Source organism: Paraburkholderia sp. RL17-347-BIC-D (assembly GCF_046027915.1).
In the GTDB taxonomy this organism is placed as follows: domain Bacteria; phylum Pseudomonadota; class Gammaproteobacteria; order Burkholderiales; family Burkholderiaceae; genus Paraburkholderia.
Map to the genome: position 1 here is coordinate 18,787 of NZ_JARESS010000034.1, position 17,412 is coordinate 36,198.

At 60.9% G+C, this 17,412-nt stretch carries 20 protein-coding genes; 11 read left to right on the plus strand and 9 right to left on the minus strand.

Going from position 1 to position 17,412, the window contains the following annotated elements; translation table 11 throughout:
- Positions 1-11 precede the first annotated feature (11 nt).
- The 4 genes from P0D96_RS33120 to P0D96_RS33135 are packed head-to-tail and all read right to left on the minus strand — an operon-like array spanning position 12 to position 2,572.
- Positions 12-1,337, minus strand: coding sequence for a sensor histidine kinase (locus P0D96_RS33120; RefSeq protein WP_408174868.1), 1,326 nt, complete (start codon positions 1,335-1,337; stop codon positions 12-14).
- A complete protein-coding gene (locus P0D96_RS33125) occupies positions 1,334-2,074 on the minus strand; it encodes a response regulator (RefSeq protein WP_132377643.1) in 741 nt (246 codons plus the stop codon). The genes P0D96_RS33120 and P0D96_RS33125 overlap by 4 nt, the downstream gene beginning before the upstream one ends.
- A 7-nt stretch (positions 2,075-2,081) precedes the next feature.
- Complete coding sequence (locus P0D96_RS33130) at positions 2,082-2,204, minus strand: hypothetical protein (protein WP_279388619.1); 123 nt, start codon at positions 2,202-2,204, stop codon at positions 2,082-2,084.
- Entirely contained in the window at positions 2,201-2,572 is a 372-nt protein-coding gene (locus tag P0D96_RS33135) for a GFA family protein (RefSeq protein ID WP_408281412.1), read from the minus strand. The genes P0D96_RS33130 and P0D96_RS33135 overlap by 4 nt, the downstream gene beginning before the upstream one ends.
- Before the next feature lie 209 nt (positions 2,573-2,781).
- On the opposite strand from P0D96_RS33135, the gene P0D96_RS33140 reads away from it, so the two are divergent.
- A complete protein-coding gene (locus P0D96_RS33140) occupies positions 2,782-3,342 on the plus strand; it encodes a thioredoxin family protein (RefSeq protein WP_408317806.1) in 561 nt (186 codons plus the stop codon).
- A 213-nt stretch (positions 3,343-3,555) separates the two neighbouring features.
- Complete coding sequence (locus P0D96_RS33145; protein ID WP_132377646.1) at positions 3,556-3,807, plus strand: DUF4148 domain-containing protein; 252 nt, start codon at positions 3,556-3,558, stop codon at positions 3,805-3,807.
- 201 nt (positions 3,808-4,008) lie between these two features.
- On the opposite strand, the gene P0D96_RS33150 is transcribed toward P0D96_RS33145, so the two are convergent.
- From P0D96_RS33150 to P0D96_RS33165, 4 genes are all read right to left on the minus strand, one after another.
- The gene (locus P0D96_RS33150; RefSeq protein ID WP_408174872.1) at positions 4,009-4,863 is read right to left on the minus strand and encodes a helix-turn-helix transcriptional regulator; all 855 of its coding nucleotides are present in this window, start codon (positions 4,861-4,863) and stop codon (positions 4,009-4,011) included.
- Between the two features lie 131 nt (positions 4,864-4,994).
- On the minus strand, positions 4,995-5,663 hold the full coding sequence (locus tag P0D96_RS33155) for an OmpA family protein (RefSeq protein WP_408174874.1): 669 nt from the start codon (positions 5,661-5,663) through the stop codon (positions 4,995-4,997).
- A 74-nt stretch (positions 5,664-5,737) separates the two neighbouring features.
- Positions 5,738-6,502 (minus strand): flagellar motor protein, encoded by a 765-nt coding sequence (locus P0D96_RS33160; protein ID WP_408174875.1) that lies wholly within the window; start codon positions 6,500-6,502, stop codon positions 5,738-5,740.
- Between the two features lie 72 nt (positions 6,503-6,574).
- A complete protein-coding gene (locus tag P0D96_RS33165; protein WP_408174877.1) occupies positions 6,575-7,819 on the minus strand; it encodes a Crp/Fnr family transcriptional regulator in 1,245 nt (414 codons plus the stop codon).
- Positions 7,820-8,286: 467 nt separating this feature from the next.
- Here P0D96_RS33165 and P0D96_RS33170 point away from each other — a divergent pair, with 467 nt between their 5' ends.
- The 8 genes from P0D96_RS33170 to P0D96_RS33205 all read left to right on the plus strand — a co-directional run bounded on the left by P0D96_RS33170 (position 8,287) and on the right by P0D96_RS33205 (position 14,424).
- Positions 8,287-8,436, plus strand: a complete 150-nt coding sequence (locus tag P0D96_RS33170) for a hypothetical protein (protein WP_165923924.1) — start codon at positions 8,287-8,289, stop codon at positions 8,434-8,436.
- A 64-nt stretch (positions 8,437-8,500) separates the two neighbouring features.
- Complete coding sequence (locus P0D96_RS33175; RefSeq protein ID WP_408317810.1) at positions 8,501-8,851, plus strand: DUF4148 domain-containing protein; 351 nt, start codon at positions 8,501-8,503, stop codon at positions 8,849-8,851.
- A 115-nt stretch (positions 8,852-8,966) separates the two neighbouring features.
- Positions 8,967-9,761, plus strand: a complete 795-nt coding sequence (locus tag P0D96_RS33180; RefSeq protein WP_408317812.1) for an alpha/beta hydrolase — start codon at positions 8,967-8,969, stop codon at positions 9,759-9,761.
- Positions 9,758-9,883, plus strand: coding sequence for a hypothetical protein (locus P0D96_RS33185; RefSeq protein WP_408174879.1), 126 nt, complete (start codon positions 9,758-9,760; stop codon positions 9,881-9,883). The genes P0D96_RS33180 and P0D96_RS33185 overlap by 4 nt, the downstream gene beginning before the upstream one ends.
- 437 nt (positions 9,884-10,320) lie before the next feature.
- The gene (locus P0D96_RS33190) at positions 10,321-12,666 is read left to right on the plus strand and encodes a TonB-dependent receptor (RefSeq protein ID WP_408317814.1); all 2,346 of its coding nucleotides are present in this window, start codon (positions 10,321-10,323) and stop codon (positions 12,664-12,666) included.
- Between the two features lie 27 nt (positions 12,667-12,693).
- On the plus strand, positions 12,694-13,341 hold the full coding sequence (locus tag P0D96_RS33195) for a MotA/TolQ/ExbB proton channel family protein (protein WP_408317816.1): 648 nt from the start codon (positions 12,694-12,696) through the stop codon (positions 13,339-13,341).
- Positions 13,338-13,736 carry an ExbD/TolR family protein gene (locus P0D96_RS33200; protein WP_408317818.1) on the plus strand — a complete coding sequence of 133 codons (399 nt, stop codon included), beginning with the start codon at positions 13,338-13,340 and terminating at the stop codon, positions 13,734-13,736. The genes P0D96_RS33195 and P0D96_RS33200 overlap by 4 nt, the downstream gene beginning before the upstream one ends.
- 4 nt (positions 13,737-13,740) lie before the next feature.
- The gene (locus P0D96_RS33205) at positions 13,741-14,424 is read left to right on the plus strand and encodes an energy transducer TonB (protein ID WP_408317820.1); all 684 of its coding nucleotides are present in this window, start codon (positions 13,741-13,743) and stop codon (positions 14,422-14,424) included.
- A 45-nt stretch (positions 14,425-14,469) separates the two neighbouring features.
- Here P0D96_RS33205 and P0D96_RS33210 read toward each other — a convergent pair whose 3' ends face one another.
- Positions 14,470-14,970 (minus strand): lysozyme inhibitor LprI family protein, encoded by a 501-nt coding sequence (locus P0D96_RS33210; RefSeq protein WP_408317822.1) that lies wholly within the window; start codon positions 14,968-14,970, stop codon positions 14,470-14,472.
- Positions 14,971-15,553: 583 nt separating this feature from the next.
- Between P0D96_RS33210 and P0D96_RS33215 the strand changes: the two genes are divergently transcribed.
- Positions 15,554-17,392 (plus strand): tannase/feruloyl esterase family alpha/beta hydrolase, encoded by a 1,839-nt coding sequence (locus P0D96_RS33215; protein WP_408317824.1) that lies wholly within the window; start codon positions 15,554-15,556, stop codon positions 17,390-17,392.
- The last annotated feature ends 20 nt before the right edge of the window (positions 17,393-17,412 follow it).

The following is a 17,412-nucleotide window of genomic DNA, read 5'->3' on the forward strand; positions in this document are numbered from 1 at the left end:
GACAAGCGCAACTACGCCTTGCGCAGATTCCTCAGCGTCAAGCGCGCGTCCAGGCCGCCGCCGGGACGGTTGTGCAGCGTGAGTGTCGCATCCATCGCCATCGCAAGTTGCCGCGCGATGGCGAGGCCCAGCCCCGTGCCACCCGTATCGCGATTGCGTGATGCTTCGAGCCGGTAGAACGGCTCGAACACCGCTTCAAGCGACTCAGCCGGTATGCCGGGGCCGCGGTCGAGCACGGCGATCGCTGTTTCTCCGCTGGGCAAAGTGGCCGCCGTGATCTCAGCCGCGCCGCTGAACTTCAGCGCGTTGTCCACCAGGTTGCCGAGTATGCGGCGCAATGCCTGCGGACGCGTCACCAGCGAATCGCCGAGCCGCCCTTCCAGGCTGACCGCCTGGCCGGCGTCCACATAGTCGCAGACGAGACTGTCGAGCAGCGCGTCGGGATCGACGCGGCAAGGCACTTCCGTCGCGCCGTGCAGCGTGCGCGCGTACGTCACGCCCTCCTTCACCAGGCTTTCCATTTCCTGCAGATCCTGGCGCAGCTTCGCGCCCTGCGCGTCGTCGTCCATCACGTCGACGCGCAGGCGCATGCGCGTGATCGGCGTTTGCAGATCGTGCGAAATCGCCGCCAGAATCTGCATGCGTTCGGTCATGTAGGTGGCAATGCGGTCCTGCATCGCGTTGAAGGCGCGCGCGGCGCGCGACACTTCCGACGGCCCGTCCTCCGGCAGGCGCGCCGCCTTCAGGTCGGGGCCGAGCGTATCCGCGGCGAGCGCCAGCTGATGCAACGGGCGCGTGGCGAGCCGCACCGCCAGCCAGCAGCACGCGACCAGCACCGCCAGTTGCAACGCGAGCACGAGCGGCAGCCAGCGCGACAGCGGCGCGCCCGACATGGGGCGCATATCGATCGTCAGCGGCGTGCCGTCGCTCAGTTGCAGATGAACCTGCAGGCGCTCCTTGTCGCCGGGGACGGCATTCACCGTCAGCGGATAGTGCCTGCCGATGCCGTCCGCGATGGATTGCGCCACACGCTCGGACAGATGCGCATCGATCGGGCTGCCGGCAATGCCCGGCCCCAGAATGAACTCGTAGCTGCGCCGCGCGAGCCGCGGCAGCCACTGCGCGCGTTCGTTCGGCGGCAGATGATCGAGCAGCGCCACCGAGCTGCTCACTTCGCGCTCGATGTAACCCATCATCACGTTGGTCATGGTCTGGTCGCGCTCGGTCAGCGTGAGCCAGAACGACAAGGTCTGCGCCAGCGCGAGGCCGACGAAAAGAATCAGCGCAAGCCGCGCGAACAGCGTGCGCGGCCAGTGCAGCCAGGACCAGCGGTTCATTGCGGATCCTCGATGGCAGTCACCGCCGCGGAAAAGACATACCCCTCGCTGCGTAGCGTCTTGATGTAGCGCGGCTCGCGCGCAACGTCGCGCAACCGTTGACGCAGACGGCTCACCATCAGATCGATCGAACGGTCGAACTGGTCGGCCTGACGGCCCTGCGTGAGGTTGAGGAGTTGATCGCGCGTCAGTACCCGCTGCGGATTGTCGAGAAACACGCGCAGCAAGCGATACTCGGCGCCGCTTAGCGCCACCATGGTGCCTTCGGCGTCGAGCAGATGCCGCGCGGTGGTGTCGAGGCGCCAGTCGCCGAAGGCCAGCATGGGCGCCGATTCCGTCACCTGCATGCCGGGCGGCAGCATGCGGGCGCGGCGCAGCACGGCGCGAATGCGCGCGAGCAATTCACGCACGGCGAAGGGCTTGGGCAGGTAGTCATCCGCGCCCATCTCCAGGCCGACGATACGATCGGCTTCCTCGTTGCGCGCCGTCAGCATCAACACCGGCACCGAACGGAATTTGCCGGCTCGCAGTTCGCGGCATAGCACCAGGCCGTCCTCGCCGGGCATCATCAGATCCAGCACGATCAGATCGGGCGCGCCCTGCTCCAGCGCCGCGCGCATCTGGCGCCCATTCGCCGCGAGCGACACGCGCATGCCGTTCTTCTCGAGATAACCGGCCAGCAATTCGCGGATGCCGCGGTCGTCGTCGACAATCAGTACGTGATCGATGGTTTCCATCAATGCATCATCTCTTTTGGCGTTTCAACTGCACCCGGCTCGCATACATCAATGAACACTGCACCGGATGCGCCAGTTCGGCGGCAAGGCCGCCCGTCACGAAGACGACGATAGCCAGCAGGCGTTTCATGCGTCCTCCAGCACGGAGAGGCTCGCGCCGTCCGCGACTCCCGCTTCCAGACTATACGGATCGACGCCTTCCAGGCAACCGATGTTGACTCGCCACTGCTGCGGGTCTTTACGCGTCTGATGAAACGGATAGACACCGCAGTGTTTGCAAAAATAGTGCCGGGCCACCCGCGTGTTGAACTGATAGAGCGTCAGTAAATCTTCGCCGCTCAGGATCTTCAACTGGCTTGCCGGGAACAGCGGCGTCATCAAAGCGCCCTTGCGGCGGCACAGGCTGCAGTTGCAGCGCCCGGCCGGGACGATCGGGGTACGCACTTCGAATTTGACGGCCCCGCAGTGGCAGGCCCCTTGCAGCAAGTCGGCGCTCATGGTGCTCTCCGTGATTGGCAATGCCTGCTTTATAGCCTGGCTCGCACGGCGAATTGTGTCGCAGTGTATCTGGACCCCGTACAGATACACAACATTGCACCCAAGAGGTCTGAACGACACATGCCAGATACCTGCGGACGCTTCAATACAGTCATTCGCGGCTGATACGCGAACTGCCGTTTTTAGCCTCATCCTGAAAGGACACTGACATGCTCTCCGCATCCAAGATCAAAACATTCGCCGTCGCAACTGTGATCGCCGCCGCAGCCGCGAGCGGTATTGCCGCCTTCGCGGGGTCGCCCGAACCGAGCGCGCCCGCCCTCGCAGCCAACGCCCCGGCCCCCGAATTCGCCGGCATTTCGCAATGGCTCAACAGCGATCCGCTGACGTTGCAGCAACTGCGCGGCAAGGTGGTGCTAATCGATTTCTGGACCTACACCTGCGGCAACTGCATCAACACGCTGCCCTACGTGAAAAGCTGGAATCAGAAATACAAGGACCAGGGGCTGACGGTTATCGGCGTGCACACGCCCGAGTATCCGTTCGAGCGCGACACCGACAACGTGAAGACGGCCATCAAGCGCTTCGGCATCACTTATCCGGTCGCCCAGGACAATCGCTATGCGACCTGGAACGCGTACAACAATCAGTACTGGCCGGCTTTCTACCTGCTCGACAAGCAAGGCCGGATCGTCTACACGCATTTCGGCGAAGGCGACTATGCGAAGACGGAAGCGAAGATTCAAGCCCTGCTCGCGCAGCAAGGATAAACGCGGGTTCGTATCGGAATGTATCCGCGGTTTCCGGCGATACACAACATTGCAATTCGCCGCTTTCTCGACACATGCCCGATACACCCGCGCGGTTCAATACATCAACGCCGCTTCTCTGAGAAGAATCGCATCGCAGCAAGTCCAGGTCGACCTCTGCTCGTGCTTTCTGATCCGCGGACGTCTCTTATCCAACCGTTCAAGGAGAACGATATGAAAGTTTCCATGATTGCTTTGACTCTTGCTGCCAGCGTGATCGGAAGTGTTGCTCACGCTGCGGTACCGACGCCCTCGACCGGCACTGTGGATTCTTCGCAGATCGCTCAGGCTGCGCAGCCGCAATGGTCCGCGAGCACGGCCAGCGTTGCCGGGAAAACGCGCGCACAGGTCCGTCAGGAACTCGTGCAAGCGGAGAAGGATGGTCAACTCGCCAACCTGAATCGTTCGCTTTATATGGGTAGCTGAGTGGCGGTTTGGCGTTGACGTCGCGAGGAGTGCTCCGGGCGCTCCGCGTGATGTCGGGTGCCCGGCGCTCGTGATGAAGCTGACGATCGACGCGGGTCAACTTTATTCCGGCGACGTATCAGGTACTTTCGTGCCGACGCCTTCGTTCAAATTCATGCCTGCGAAGACGTCTTGAAGCGGCTTTGAACTGAACCGCGTTCGTCACGCGGCTTGAGTGGTTCGCGCGATGAGCGCTTGCACGGCGCGCAGATCGGCCGCCGAGGCCGGCGAAAACACGACCATGCTCAAGCCGTCTCCACCATCCACCGCGAAGGCCGAATACTCGAGCGTGATCGGCCCGGCCTGCGAGTGGCGCAGACGTTTTGTTCCAATCCAATGACTGCGCACGTCGTTCTCCGCCCACAGGCGGCGAAAGTCCGCGCTGCTCGCCTGCAATTCGGCCGCAAGCGCCGCGGCTTGCGCCGACCCGCCGATGCGCGCGATATCGATGCGAAAAACGGCGAGTGCGGCACGCGCGCTTTCCTCCCAATCCGGCTGGCTTTCTCGCACTGCCGGGTCTCCGAACAGACGCCTTAGCACATTGCGCTCGCGCGCCGGCACAGCCGCGTAGTCGCCGAGCACCGCGACCGCGGCCGCGTTCCAGGCCACGACATCCCACGTCGGCGTCTTCACGATGGCGGGACTGCCGGGCATGCCGTCCAGTACGCGCTGCAAGGCAGGCGTGACTTGCGGCGGCGCAAACGGGCTGAGCGGCAGCGGCCGTTGCTGGGCCAACAGGAACAGCATCTCGCGGCCCGCCGCGTCGAGTTCCAGTGCACGGACGAGCCGCTCCAGCACCTCGTTCGACGGTAGGCCGCCACGCCCCTGCTCCAGCCACGTGTACCACGCGACGCTGACGTTCGCCCGCGCCGCCACTTCTTCGCGCCGCAAACCCGGCGTACGACGCCGGCTCGGCGCGTCCGGCCCCGGTTGCAAACGCGAGCGGCGATCGCGCAGGAAGCTGCCCAATGAATTGCAGGCGGCGCCGAGCGGATCAGGCAGAGTGTTGAGGGGCATAGAGGATCTCGACAATTCGCGGGTTCGGCGGAATGCGTGGAATCGCGGCGGGGCCGCTGTCGATACTCTAGCGCGAATGGGTACCTGGATGCTGCGGGTCGTGCGTTAGCCTATTCTCCACCCGCGGCAATTCAGTACTCGACGAGAATAGTCACACGACGATTCGCGGCGCGCGCCACCGCGTCATCGCCGATGATCAAGGGGAAATTGTCGGCCCGCCCGATCGCGGCCATTCTGTGCGCTTCGATGCCTTTGTCCGCGAAGAAGCGAACCACCGCGCCGGCTCGTGCGGAAGACAGCTCCCAATTAGACTCGTATTTCGCCGTCGAGATCGGCGCGTTGTCCGTATGTCCTTCCACGAGAATGTTGTTCTTCGACTTGTCACGCAGCACGCCGGCAATCTGATTCAACACGCCGAACGATTCCGGCAATAAACGCGCGTCGCCCGAATTGAACAGAACCTTTGCGTTGATGGCGATTTCCACGCCGTGAGCCGCGTTCGTAATCGTAATCTGGCGATTGTCCTGAAGTGGCTCCAACAGAGAAAGAAGCCGCTTCTTCGAGGCATCCGGCGTAGCGGACGTCGCCTCTGTCACCGCATGGCGCTCCAGCGCGTTGATTTCGAGTTCCCTCGTCTTTGCCAACTGCAGCACATAGAGCGCGAGGAACAACACCATCAGCGTCGTGATGAGATCGGCGTAGGAGATCAGCCAGCGCCCCGACTGCTCCTCGCCTTCGTCGGCGGCGTCATAGCCGGTCTTATCCGCCGTGAGGCGCTTGTTACCCGAGGAGGTGTTCATACCCGAAAAGCCCGCGTCCGAAATTACGTGTGATGGGTTCCGGCTCGCTCGTCATATGCGCGAGCCGGACCCGGCTAGCCCAGCAACTCGGCCGATCTTTCCCGCACGTCACCCGCGAGCCGCGTCTCGATGGTGTGAGGCGACTCCTTGCGCGAGATCGCGAGCAAGCCGTCGAGATATAAACGCCGGAAGCGCAATTCACTATCCACCTGCGCCCTGATCTTTCCGTACAACGGCAGAAAGACCAGATTAGCGAGAGCAAGCCCATATAGCGTCGCGACGAAAGCCACCGCGATACCTTGCCCGAGTTGCGCGGGCTCGAGCATATGGCCGGTCACCTGAATCAGACCAAGCACGGCGCCCAGAATGCCGAACGTCGGCGCGTAACCGCCCGCCTGTTGCCAGATCCGTGCGGCCGCCATGTAATTGCGCTCGTATGCACCCAGTTCCCGTTGCAAGGCGTCTTCGAGCACAGCCGTCGAAACACCGTTTGCCAGCAGTTCCAAACCTCGTTTGGCAAATGGATTGATGCCCCCCGCCTCGATCGACTCGAACACCAGCATGCCGTTCAGCTTCGCCTGATCGCCCCATTCGAGCAGGACGGACAGGCTCTCGCGATCGACCTGCCGCGCCTTCACAAAAGCCAGGCGCAGTTGCTTGATGCCGTCGTAAAACCTCGCCCAGGTGTTCTGAATCATCACCGCACCGAAGGTGCCGCCCAGAACGATGACGAATGCCTCCAACTGAAACAGCGAAGTGAAGTGCCCGCCCTCGAGTGAAAAGCCCGCGACGATCGCCGTCACGCCGAACACCGCGCCAAATAGCGTCAAAAGATCCATACGTCCTCTCGAATGGCCGCCCGCGCCTTCGAAGCTCGAAGTCGACAGTGCGTGCCGTTTGCGTGTTGCGCGTCAGGCATCCAGCTTGGACAGCGGCGCAGGCGCGGCAGCCGGAGCTTTGATCGCCCGCACGGTCTCGAGAAAGCGTTCTTCGATCTCGGCAATTTCGAGCGGATCGATCTTGATCTCACGACGCATGACCCACGAGACTTCTTTCTTTCTCGCCTCGGTCATCACCGAGAGCAGGCGCTCGGCGATCGGCTGGCCCGTCACGGCGGAAAGCAGTTTCGCGAGGTCGTATGTGTCGAATGCGCTCACCGCTTCGAACAAGGTTCGTTGGTCGACAAACTCCAGATCGTCGAGCGACTTCAGTTCGCTCAGACCACGAGTATTGCGGCGCGAGAAATAGCTGATGCCCTTTTCTTCGACATAGTTCAGCACCTTGGTCTTGCGAAAAGCGAAGATGTCTTCCGCGATTTCAGCGTGGGACAGCTTGTTGAGAATCACCTTCTTCTCGACGCCGATCAAGGCTTCCAGGTCGTCCAGTTCGATCAGTTCCAACTCGCTGCTGATGGAGAGATCGAGATCGTGGTCCGCCACCTGTTGCGCACGCTCGGTGATTCGAAGCGGATCGAACGTGACCAGTTGCCGGCTCGTCGCGCCGTCCTGCGCGGAATAGCGCGCCGACGTGTTGCTCGAGCGATCGGAGCGGCCCGGTTCGAGCGAAACGAGATTGAGTTTCTCCATCCGTTTGAGCATAGCCATCACATGCGGACGCGAATGACCGGCAATCGCATGGCACTTCCTGATCACGTCGGGCAGTGGTACCGAGAATTCCTCGCCTTGCGCTCGGCGCATGCGGCCGTCCGGTCTGTCGGCGTTCTCGCCGCCCGCCATCAACGAAAGGACATGCGCGTACGACACGACGCCCGGCAGAAAATCAGCGTGCGTATTGGTGGCGAGAACGTCGTCCTTCTTTTTCACTCGCCGGATCAGCGTGCGTACGATATGGCGAAGCAACGGCGAGACGCGCTCGAGTTCGTCCTCCACCACGTTGGCCGCGATGACGGTCAATTGGCAGAAGCTCAGCGCTTTCGCGGTATGTGCCCGTGGTTCGGGCGGCAACAAAGCCGCCTCGCCGAAAAACTCGCCTTTGCCTAGTGTCGCGAGGATCACTTTCTTCTCGTCGCATTGGGTGGAGATTTCGACTTTGCCATCCGCAATGACGTAGACGACGGCGTCGCCCGCGAAGCCTTCGGAATAGATGACTTCGCCCGGAGCCGCTGTACGCGACCATGGCGATCGTTGGTGATTCAAGATGATTCCCCCGAAGAGCTATTTCCTCGTCCAGCGCCAGCCGTGCTGAAGGCTCGCGCGTGTCCGATGGTCCACATTATTGGACTGGATAACGACATGCAAAACGCAAAGCTTTAATAAACGTAATCCTCAGACTTAACAGTGCAAACGTTTGGGAGCCTTACTGGACAAGGATTGGCGCGATGCAGCTTTTTTCGATGGATGACAGAAAGGTCCGCCGTTGACGCACCGGACGTTCATGAAAATGTAAGACTCAATTTTTTCGTCACAATCGCGAAAAAATTTGGAATAAGCGGAAACCCGAGGTGTTTGCCCCTACATGACAGCGACGAACGCTGCACGGTAGTGACGAAACGGACATGTACGCGCTGCTCTCGTTGCGAGCGGGTCATGTCAGTGGACGAGTAAAGACGTAGCTTCACTTAATCCGCAAGGCATCTTCAATCTTTTACTAGTTAGGTATCCAAATGAAAAGCAAACTTTCCATCATTCTCTCGCTGATCGTTCTCGCTTCGGCAGGTTTCGCTACCCAAGCCTCGGCGAAGGAACATATGCACACGAACACGCAGCAGTGTGTCGGCCCCGCAGGTTTCTGCACCCCGTACTTCGGCAGCTAATTCAGCACGCTTTCCAGGCAATCGTTGCCATCCAACTCATCGCATTTACGAAGGAATTTTTATCATGAAAAAAACTCTTGTTTGTTTCGCTCTCGCCGTCGGCACGTTGGCCGCTCCTGTTCTGAGCTTCGCACAATCGAATGCCCCCGTCACACGCGCCGAAGTGCGTGCCGATCTGGTGCGCCTCGAACAGGCGGGCTACAACCCTTCGCTTGGGGACGATGCTAATTACCCCGCCGCCATTCAAGCCGCCGAAGCGAAGGTCGCCGCGCAGAACGCTCCGCAAACGACGCAGTCGTCGTACGGCGGCGTGGCGCAGGACGGCAGCTCTTCGTCCGGCATGCACAAGCACGCGTCGACGGATTCCAGCTGCGTCGGCCCCGTCAGCTTCTGCAACGTCTTTTTCGGCAGCTGAATGACACGTATCGGGAATCCTGTTCCGCCTTCGATATCAACAGGATTCCTACTTTTCACAAGAAATTCTAAATATATTCAAAGAAGAATCTCTCACTTGTAAACCGGAGTTTGTCATGAAAGTTTTGTCTCTCGTCGCGACGGCCTTGTCGTTGTCCGCCGCCCTTTTCGCCTCGACTGCCGCGATGGCGCAAGATGCCAAACCGCAGAATGCGCCGGTCCACAACATCGTTCTCGTACACGGCGCATGGGTGGACGGCTCGGGCTGGAAACCGGTCTATGACAGACTGACCAAAGACGGTTATCACGTCACCATCGTGCAGGAACCGCTGACCTCGCTCGACGACGACGTCGCCGCGACCAAACGCGTGCTCGATCAGCAGAACGGTCCGACGATTCTCGTGGCTCACAGCTACGGCGGTTCGGTCATTACCGAAGCCGGCGTGAACCCGAACGTGGTGGGCCTGGTGTACGTGGCCGCGCACGCACCGGCAGTCGGCGAAGATGAAAGCGACCTTGGCAAGGGCATGCCGAGCTATACGTCAAAGCAGCCGGGCGCGATCATGAAGACTAGCGACGGATACACCTATCTGAATCCCGCGGACTTCCCCAAGGATTTCGCTGCCGATTTGCCGCTCAAGCAAGCGCAGTTCGAATCGCACGCGCAAATCCTGACGGCCGCAAAAGTCTTCTCGGCGCCGATGACAGTCGCCGCGTGGACGACCAAGCCGAGCTGGGGCATCGTAGCGGCCAACGACAAGATCATCAACCCCGATCTCGAACGCTGGTATTACGCACGCGCACATAGCCATACGACGGTGATCCCGGGCGCGAGCCACTCGGTCTACGAATCGCGGCCGAAGGAAGTGACCGCTGTCATCGAGGACGCGGCAAAGCATGCGCAGTCTTGAACTGGCGTATCGACAATCCACAGCGATTCGAAGAGCCTCATTTCGCCAAGCAATCCCTCTCTGCCCGCCATGCTGCTCTCAGCGTGGCGATGCTCGAGCATCTGCAACAAGCCATCCTCTGAACTTTAGCGCCCACGGCTGCAACTTCGTCGCAGCCGGATGAGCCACGTCGTCTGCGACGGCAACAATTGCCTGGTCGGCTCGACAAAACCGCTCGACACGCGATCAAAACCGCCCTCCCGCCGCCTCAGCCGGCGCGCGACACGCACAACCGATAAGACGCGCCGAACGACGACGACTGTCCGAAACCGGGCAGCCGCGTGCCTGCGAATTACGCTCGCCATCTCATCCGCGCCTCAAAACCAACGCGCCATCAACTTGTTATTGTTTTCCATGAATGTAATGATATAACATTCCGGAGACGTTTCAAAAGACTACCGCAGTTGAAAGGAGATCCGCACCGCTATCCAGCGCCGCGCACGTTCAGCCCCAGGAAATCCGTCGACCAAGACAGAAAAAACGCATCCCCCCAGTCGCCAACACACTCGAATACATAACGATGAAAAACCGCACGCGCGTCTCCTCTGCAGCCTTACTGCTGTTCGCAATGGCCGCCCGCGCCCACGCCGCAACCGACGAAAGTTCAGTAACCGGCGCAGTCATAGATGCCACCGGCCAACCCGTCGACAACGCCACAGTGATCGTGCAGAACGCAAGCGGCGCCGCTGTCAGCGAGGCGAAAACGAACGCCGAAGGCCGCTTTGCCATCGCGCACGTGACACCGGGCACCTACGCGGTCGTCGTCACCGCAGCGGGCTTTGCGAGCGGCAACAGCATCACGACCACGAGCGCCGGCACGGAAAGCACCGTCAGTGTCAGTCTCGCGAAGAGCGGCACACTCGACGTTCAGGTGAACGCGAAGCGACTGGACAGAGCACGCAATGGGTTGTTGCCGGAGACCGGTAGCAGCGTGTACCGCTTCAGCCAGGCCGATATCGATGCGCTACCCGCGGGCCAGGACACGCCACTGAATCAGGTGCTGCTTCAGGCGCCCGGCGTGGCCAGCGATTCATACGGTCAATTGCACGTGCGTGGAGACCACGCCAATCTGCAGTACCGTATCAACGGCATCATGATTCCCGAGCCGATCAGCGGTTTTGGGCAGGCGCTCGACACGCGCATCATCGACCAGGTCAATCTGCTGACCGGCGCGTTGCCGGCACAGTACGGCTACCGCACTGCCGGTGTCGTGGACATCCGCACGAAGACGGGCGATGCGGGCAATGGCGGCACGATCGACGTATTCGGCGGCAGCCACCAGACCCTCAAGACCAGTGCCGACGTGTTCGGCACGCAAGGTCCGTTCAGCTACTACTTCAGCGGCTCGCTCGGCGTCAACAACCTCGGCATCGAGAATCCCACTGCAAGCGCGAACGCCATTCACGACCACACCCGTCAGGGCGACGCGTTCGGTTATATGTCGTACATCGTCAATCCACTCACGCGGGTGAGCCTGATGTTCGGCACCACGAGCAACCAGTTCGAAATCCCGAACACGCCCGGTCTGCCGACCAATTTCACGCTCAACGGCAACAGCACGTTCGATTCGAGTCAGTTGAACGAAACGCAATCGGAGTTAAACAATTTTGCCGTGGTGGCGCTTCAGGGCACCAATGGCGGCGCACTGGACTACCAGGTCGCGCTATTTACCCGCTATACGCGAACGCAATTCAATCCCGATCCGGTGGGCGACCTGCTGTTCAACGGCGTAGCGTCGCAGGACTTTCATAGCAACTCGGCCAATGGCGCGCAAGTTGACACCACGTGGCGACTCAACGCCAAGCATACGATTCGCGCCGGCCTGTTCTTCCAACAGGAGCACGCGGTATTCGACGACAGCGTCAACGTCTTCGCAACGGACGCAGACGGCAATCAGCTATCCGACCAGCCCTTCAATATCCACGACTCGAGCAGCAAAACCGGCTACCTGTACAGCGCTTATGTGCAGGACGAATGGAAAATCACCGACAAGCTCACACTCAACTACGGGCTACGTTACGACAAGATGGACGAGTACGTCAGCGCGAGCCAGTTGAGTCCTCGCATTGGGCTCGTCTATGCGCTGACGCCGACCACCACCTTTCACGCCGGCTACGCGCGCTACTTCACACCGCCTGCGTTCGAACTGGTGTCGGGCTCGACCATTAGCCGCTTCAACGGCACGACAAACCAGAGTCCGTCGAGCCAGAACGATCAGGTACAACCCGAACGCAGCCACTATTTCGATCTCGGCGTCACGCAGCGCCTCGGTTCGAACGTGACAGTCGGCGTCGACGCTTACTATAAGAAATCCACCAACCTGCTCGACGAAGGACAGTTCGGCTCCGCCCTCATCTTCACGCCGTTCAACTATCAATACGGACGCGTGTACGGACTCGAGTTCACCGCGAACTACAAGCAGGACAACGTGTCCGCCTATCTGAACCTAGCCTACAGCCGCGCGCAGGGCAAACAGATCGACTCCGCCCAATTCAATTTCGAAGCGGACGAACTCGCCTTCATCAACGACCATTGGGTGTATCTGGATCACGACCAGCGCGTGACCGCGTCATTCGGCGGAACGTACGACCTCGGCAGAACGACGTTCACCTTCGACGGCCTTGTGGGCAGCGGCTTGAGAAGCGGTTTTGCCAATACCGATCGCCTACCCGTCTATGCGCAGATCAATCTCGGCGTGATCCAGCACTTCAACCAGCCTCTCGTCGGCAAGTTCGATGCACGCTTGCTGGTCGTCAATGCGTTCAATCGGGTCTATGAGTTGCGCGACGGCTCGGGCATCGGGGTGGGCGCGCCGCAATACGGCCCGCATTTCGCCGTCTATGCCGGTATCACCAAGCATTTTTAAATCTGTCACACGGCAACGAGGTCGGTTATGCAGGATTGGACGAATGTTCTGGCGGCGGTGCGTGTGGGCGGATGGGTTATCTATCCGCTCACGGTACTCGCTGTTCTGGCGGTTGCGATCGTCCTCGATCGCGCCTATGTATTTTTGCGTTTTGGCCGCTTGCCGCCAGGCATTCACGCCGCGCACGATATTCACAAGGTTGGATCAACCGTTCATCTGGATAACGGATTGAATCACGCCGCGAATCAGAACGCATTCAGGCGGATGAATGCACCGTGGCTGCCCGACCCGTCCATCCCGCTGTGGTTGCGCGAAGCCAATGCGCAGTCGGTCGCTTCGCAAATCGAGCGCGATATGAGCAAGGGTTTCTGGGTGCTGGAGACGATCATCACGGCCGCGCCGCTGCTGGGCCTGCTCGGCACCATCGTCGGCATGATGCATTCGTTTCAGTTGTTCGGCGGCACGGGGCTCGTCGATCCGGCCGGCGTCACCGGCGGGGTGGCACAGTCGTTGGTGGCGACTGCGATCGGTCTCGTCGTCGCGCTGTTCGCACTCTTCGCGTTCAACTACTTTTCACGGCGGCTTGAACGTCTGATGGATGAACTCGAATCGTTCGCGAATGCGCGGCTCGGTGAAATCCGCCTTGCCGCTGCCGCTGCCGGAGCGCACTCGTGAAGTTCAAACGCTCGCGCGCGGCCGGGCGCGGTCGCATCGAAATCATTCCGATGATCGACGTGATGTTCTTTCTGCTGGCGACGTTCATGCTCGCTTCGCTCGCCATGCAGCGGCTCGATGCCGTTAAGCTGACCTTGCCCGCGGGCCGCGCGCAGCAGATGGACGCGCACGAACCGTTGACCATTTCGGTCGATCGCCGCAATGAGATCTTCGTGAACCATCTGCCCGTGCGTCCCGATCAGATCGAGCCGACGATAAAGCGCCTGTTGCAGCCCGACGCAAATGTCGTCATTGCCGCCGACGACGCAGCGGGCCACGGCACGGTCGTGCAAGCCATGCTCGCCGCACGCCGCGCCGGCGCGGCGCATTTTCTGATCGCCGTGCATCGTGAATAGCGCGATGCATCTGACCACCACCGTCGATGATTCGCCGAAGCTTCGGATCGGGCTGGCGATTTTCATCGCGCTCGTGCTCTGGCTCGTGTTTCTGTTCGCGCTCGGACATTGGCTCGACGCAACGACATCCGAGCCGGCACCAGACAAGCCGCTGGAGATGCGCGTGGTGGAACTCGATCCACCGCCGGCAATACATACCGAGCCAACGCCTGTGGTCAAGCCACTGCGGCCGGTCGAGCCACACCCGCATGCCGTGCCTAGACACACTGAAGCACCCGCTCCACGGATGCCGACGCCGGATAGGCACGCAGCCCAGATCGCTGCTCCCAATGAACCCAGCGCGCCCGCCGAGTCCCCCGTGCATTCAACCAACTCGTCGGAGGAAAGACAAAGCACATCACAACCCGCCATCTCTGCCGGTGATGCAACCGCGCGCGCCATCGCGCAACCGTTACCGGAGTTGCCCGACGACCTACGCGAGCAGGCCTATCAAACCGTCGCGACCGCGCGCTTCGTGATTCATGCCGATGGCTCGGTCGATGTCGAACTGCTCAAGCCGACTCCCAATCCACGCCTCAACCAACTTCTCCTCGAAGCCCTTCGCGAATGGCGCTTCTTTCCGGCGTTGCAGAGCGGCCGTCCGGTCGAAAGCCGGCAGGACGTCCGCGTGCATTTCAACGTGAACTAGCGCGCCGAGGCGTCGTGCCCACCGACGCGCCATCACCGCCGGCAACTACTGTGCACTAGCAGTCGTCTCGTTCGCAACGGACTCGCCCTTCATCTTCCGAACCGCATCGGCCGCCGAAGGCGCGAGGTTCTGCCCGGCCAGCGACGCGTCGAACGCTTCGCGGCGCGCCTGCTTCGCTTGCTCGTAGTCGGCGTCCAGTTCAGCGATACGGCGGTCGTACCAGCTCTTCACGCAAGCCTGATCGGTACAGTTGTGCTGGCGCCACAGCCATTGATGCGTGCGCGCGGCTTCAAGCGCGGCCGTGTCGAGCGTGGTGTCTTTCGCGCGCTGCCACGCCGCGGCGAGACGGTCGTCGAGTGCCGACAGTGCCGGATCTTTACAGACGATCTTTTCCGACGCGGACGCCTTGCTCGTGCACTTGAAGCTTGCCGCGGACGCATCCATAGCAAGCGTGGCGCCTGCGACCAGTAAGCCGATCGACAGCAATGCGCACGGCGTCGTGAGGCGTTGAAGGGGGCGGGAGAAAACGGTGTTCAGGGTGGACATACCGGGCCTCTGTTCAGGGAAATAACCAGGCTCAGGCGCGGCGAGACTGTGTCGCGGCCTGCTGCCATGCAATCAAGGACTGCGATAGCGGTGAAAGCAGGATAGCGCTCATGAAGTGGCCCGATGACGGGAGAACATGCCGTGATTCAAAAGTGCTTACACGATATTTCCACGCAGCACCGGCGGCATCGATGACGGTATCGATCAGGCAACGATTGCGAAAGTTATGCAATCCAATCTATTTTTCTTATCGGGTGGAATGACACACGCGACGGAGTCGCTCGACGCGCCACCTCGTCGAACCACCCGACACCCTGCCCTACCCCATTGTTTTTGCGGCGCTTTCTAATTAATGAAGCGCTCCAGATCGCGCCCGCAATTAGCGGCAACAACCAGAAAGATTCGGATAGCTTATTTCGATCGTCTTCTGGCAGCCGCGCCACGCCTTCTTTCCCCTATCACGCCCGCCTATATTGAACCCGCGCACCGAGCTCGATTGCGGTGCGCATCGAGCGGTCCCCATTCCGATGGCCGCGGACAATGTCCGCCCCGCGTCAATCGACGACAATGACAGGAGACAAAGATGCCTGGTCTTTTCAAAACAGGATGTGCAACACGAGGCTGGCTGCTAGCAGTGCAGACCTGGCTTCTTCAACAGACCGTCGGCGGCAGATCATTTGCCGCGCTAATGGGCGCCGCGCTGATTGCGATGCTCGGCATGCCGATCAACGCAAGCGCTGCCACCACTGGTTTAGCCAACCTCCCCGCCGTCATGCCGGCCATGAACTGCGCCGCCGTGATGAGCATGGACCTCAGCGGCGTCACCGATGGCACGGTCACCATTACGTCCGCGACGGTGCTCCCTGCAGGCACCGTCGTGGGGCAGAACACACTACCGGCAGCCGTGTGCGATGTGAAGGGGACGATCGGACCGGGCGCCTCGCTATTCGAGTTGCAATTGCCTACGCAAGGCTGGACGCAGCGCTACTTGCAGGCCGGTTGCGGCGGCCTGTGCGGCAACCTGTCCGTCAATGCGCCGATGGCCTCGACCTGCGTACCGGTGACCAACGGACAGATCGCGATGGCCGCGACCGACATGGGCCACGAAGGTGGTAACGACGGCTCGTGGGCACTCAATCCGCAAACCAAGATCGACTTCGCGTATCGCGCGGAGCATGCCACCGCACAGGTCTCCAAGGCGATCATCAACAAGTTCTACGCGCGGCCAGCGAAGTATTCGTACTTCGATGGTTGTTCCGATGGCGGACGTGAAGCGTTGATGGAAGCACAGCGTTTCCCGGATGACTTCGACGGCATCGCGGCGGGCGCGCCAGCAAACGACCTCATCGTTCAGAACACATTCCATCACGCGTGGCCCGCGGTAATCAATCTCGATCCGAAGACCGGCAAGTACGTTCTGCTCGCCAGCAAGCTGCCGCTGATTCACGCTGCCGTGCTGCAAGCGTGCGATAGCATCGACGGTGTCACTGACGGTGTGATCGACAATCCGCAAGTGTGCCACTTCAATCCGCAGTCCATGCTGTGCGCAAAAGGCCAGGCGGCATCCACCTGTCTGTCGCAAGCCGAAGTGAATGTCGTACGCGAGATTCATGACGGTGCCACCGATGCGAACGGCGTCCACCTCGAACAACCGGTCTCGCGTGAATGGGGCGGAGAGTTGAACTGGAGTCTGTTCGTGCCGGCCACCGACGCCGGGCCGAGCGGGAGCATCAACTTCGTTCTGCCGTTCCTGCAGTACCTCGACTATTTCAACGGTTCGAATCCTTCCGCCACCTTGAGCAACCTCAAGTTCACGATCGAAGGCTTCCTGAAGACCGCGCCGGTGTCGAGCTATCTCGCGGCAACCGATCCGGACCTGAGCCCGTTCGCCCGCCGCGGCGGCAAGCTGATCCTGTGGCACGGCCTCGAAGATCAGCACATCACGCCGCGCGGCACGATCGAGTACTACGAGCAGATGAAGTACTACATGGGTAGCGACAAGGTCGATCAATTCACGAGGCTCTATCTGTTCCCCGGCGTCGCGCACTGCGGTGGCGGCAACGGCCCGAACACGTTCGACATCGTGACGTCGGTGATGGCGTGGGCGGAGACCGGCACCAAGCCGGGCAAGATCGTCGCCTCGATCGTGGACGCGAACGGTCAAACGACGCGGACGCGTCCGGTGTTCCCGTATCCGGCCGTAGCTCACTACACGGGCTCGGGCAGCACGGACGACGCTGCCAACTTCGTGGCCTCCACGCCGTCATCGGATCCGCACGTCGATCTGCACTGGATCGGCGAGTGGCTCTACTCACCGGGTTATGAAGCCTGGTGTCAGACCCACGGTTCGGATCTGATCTGCAAAGGCGGCAATAACTGGAGCAGCTATCGTAAGGTTCCGACTCACTGGAACAACAACTGAGGCCATTCAGGCTTTAGTGA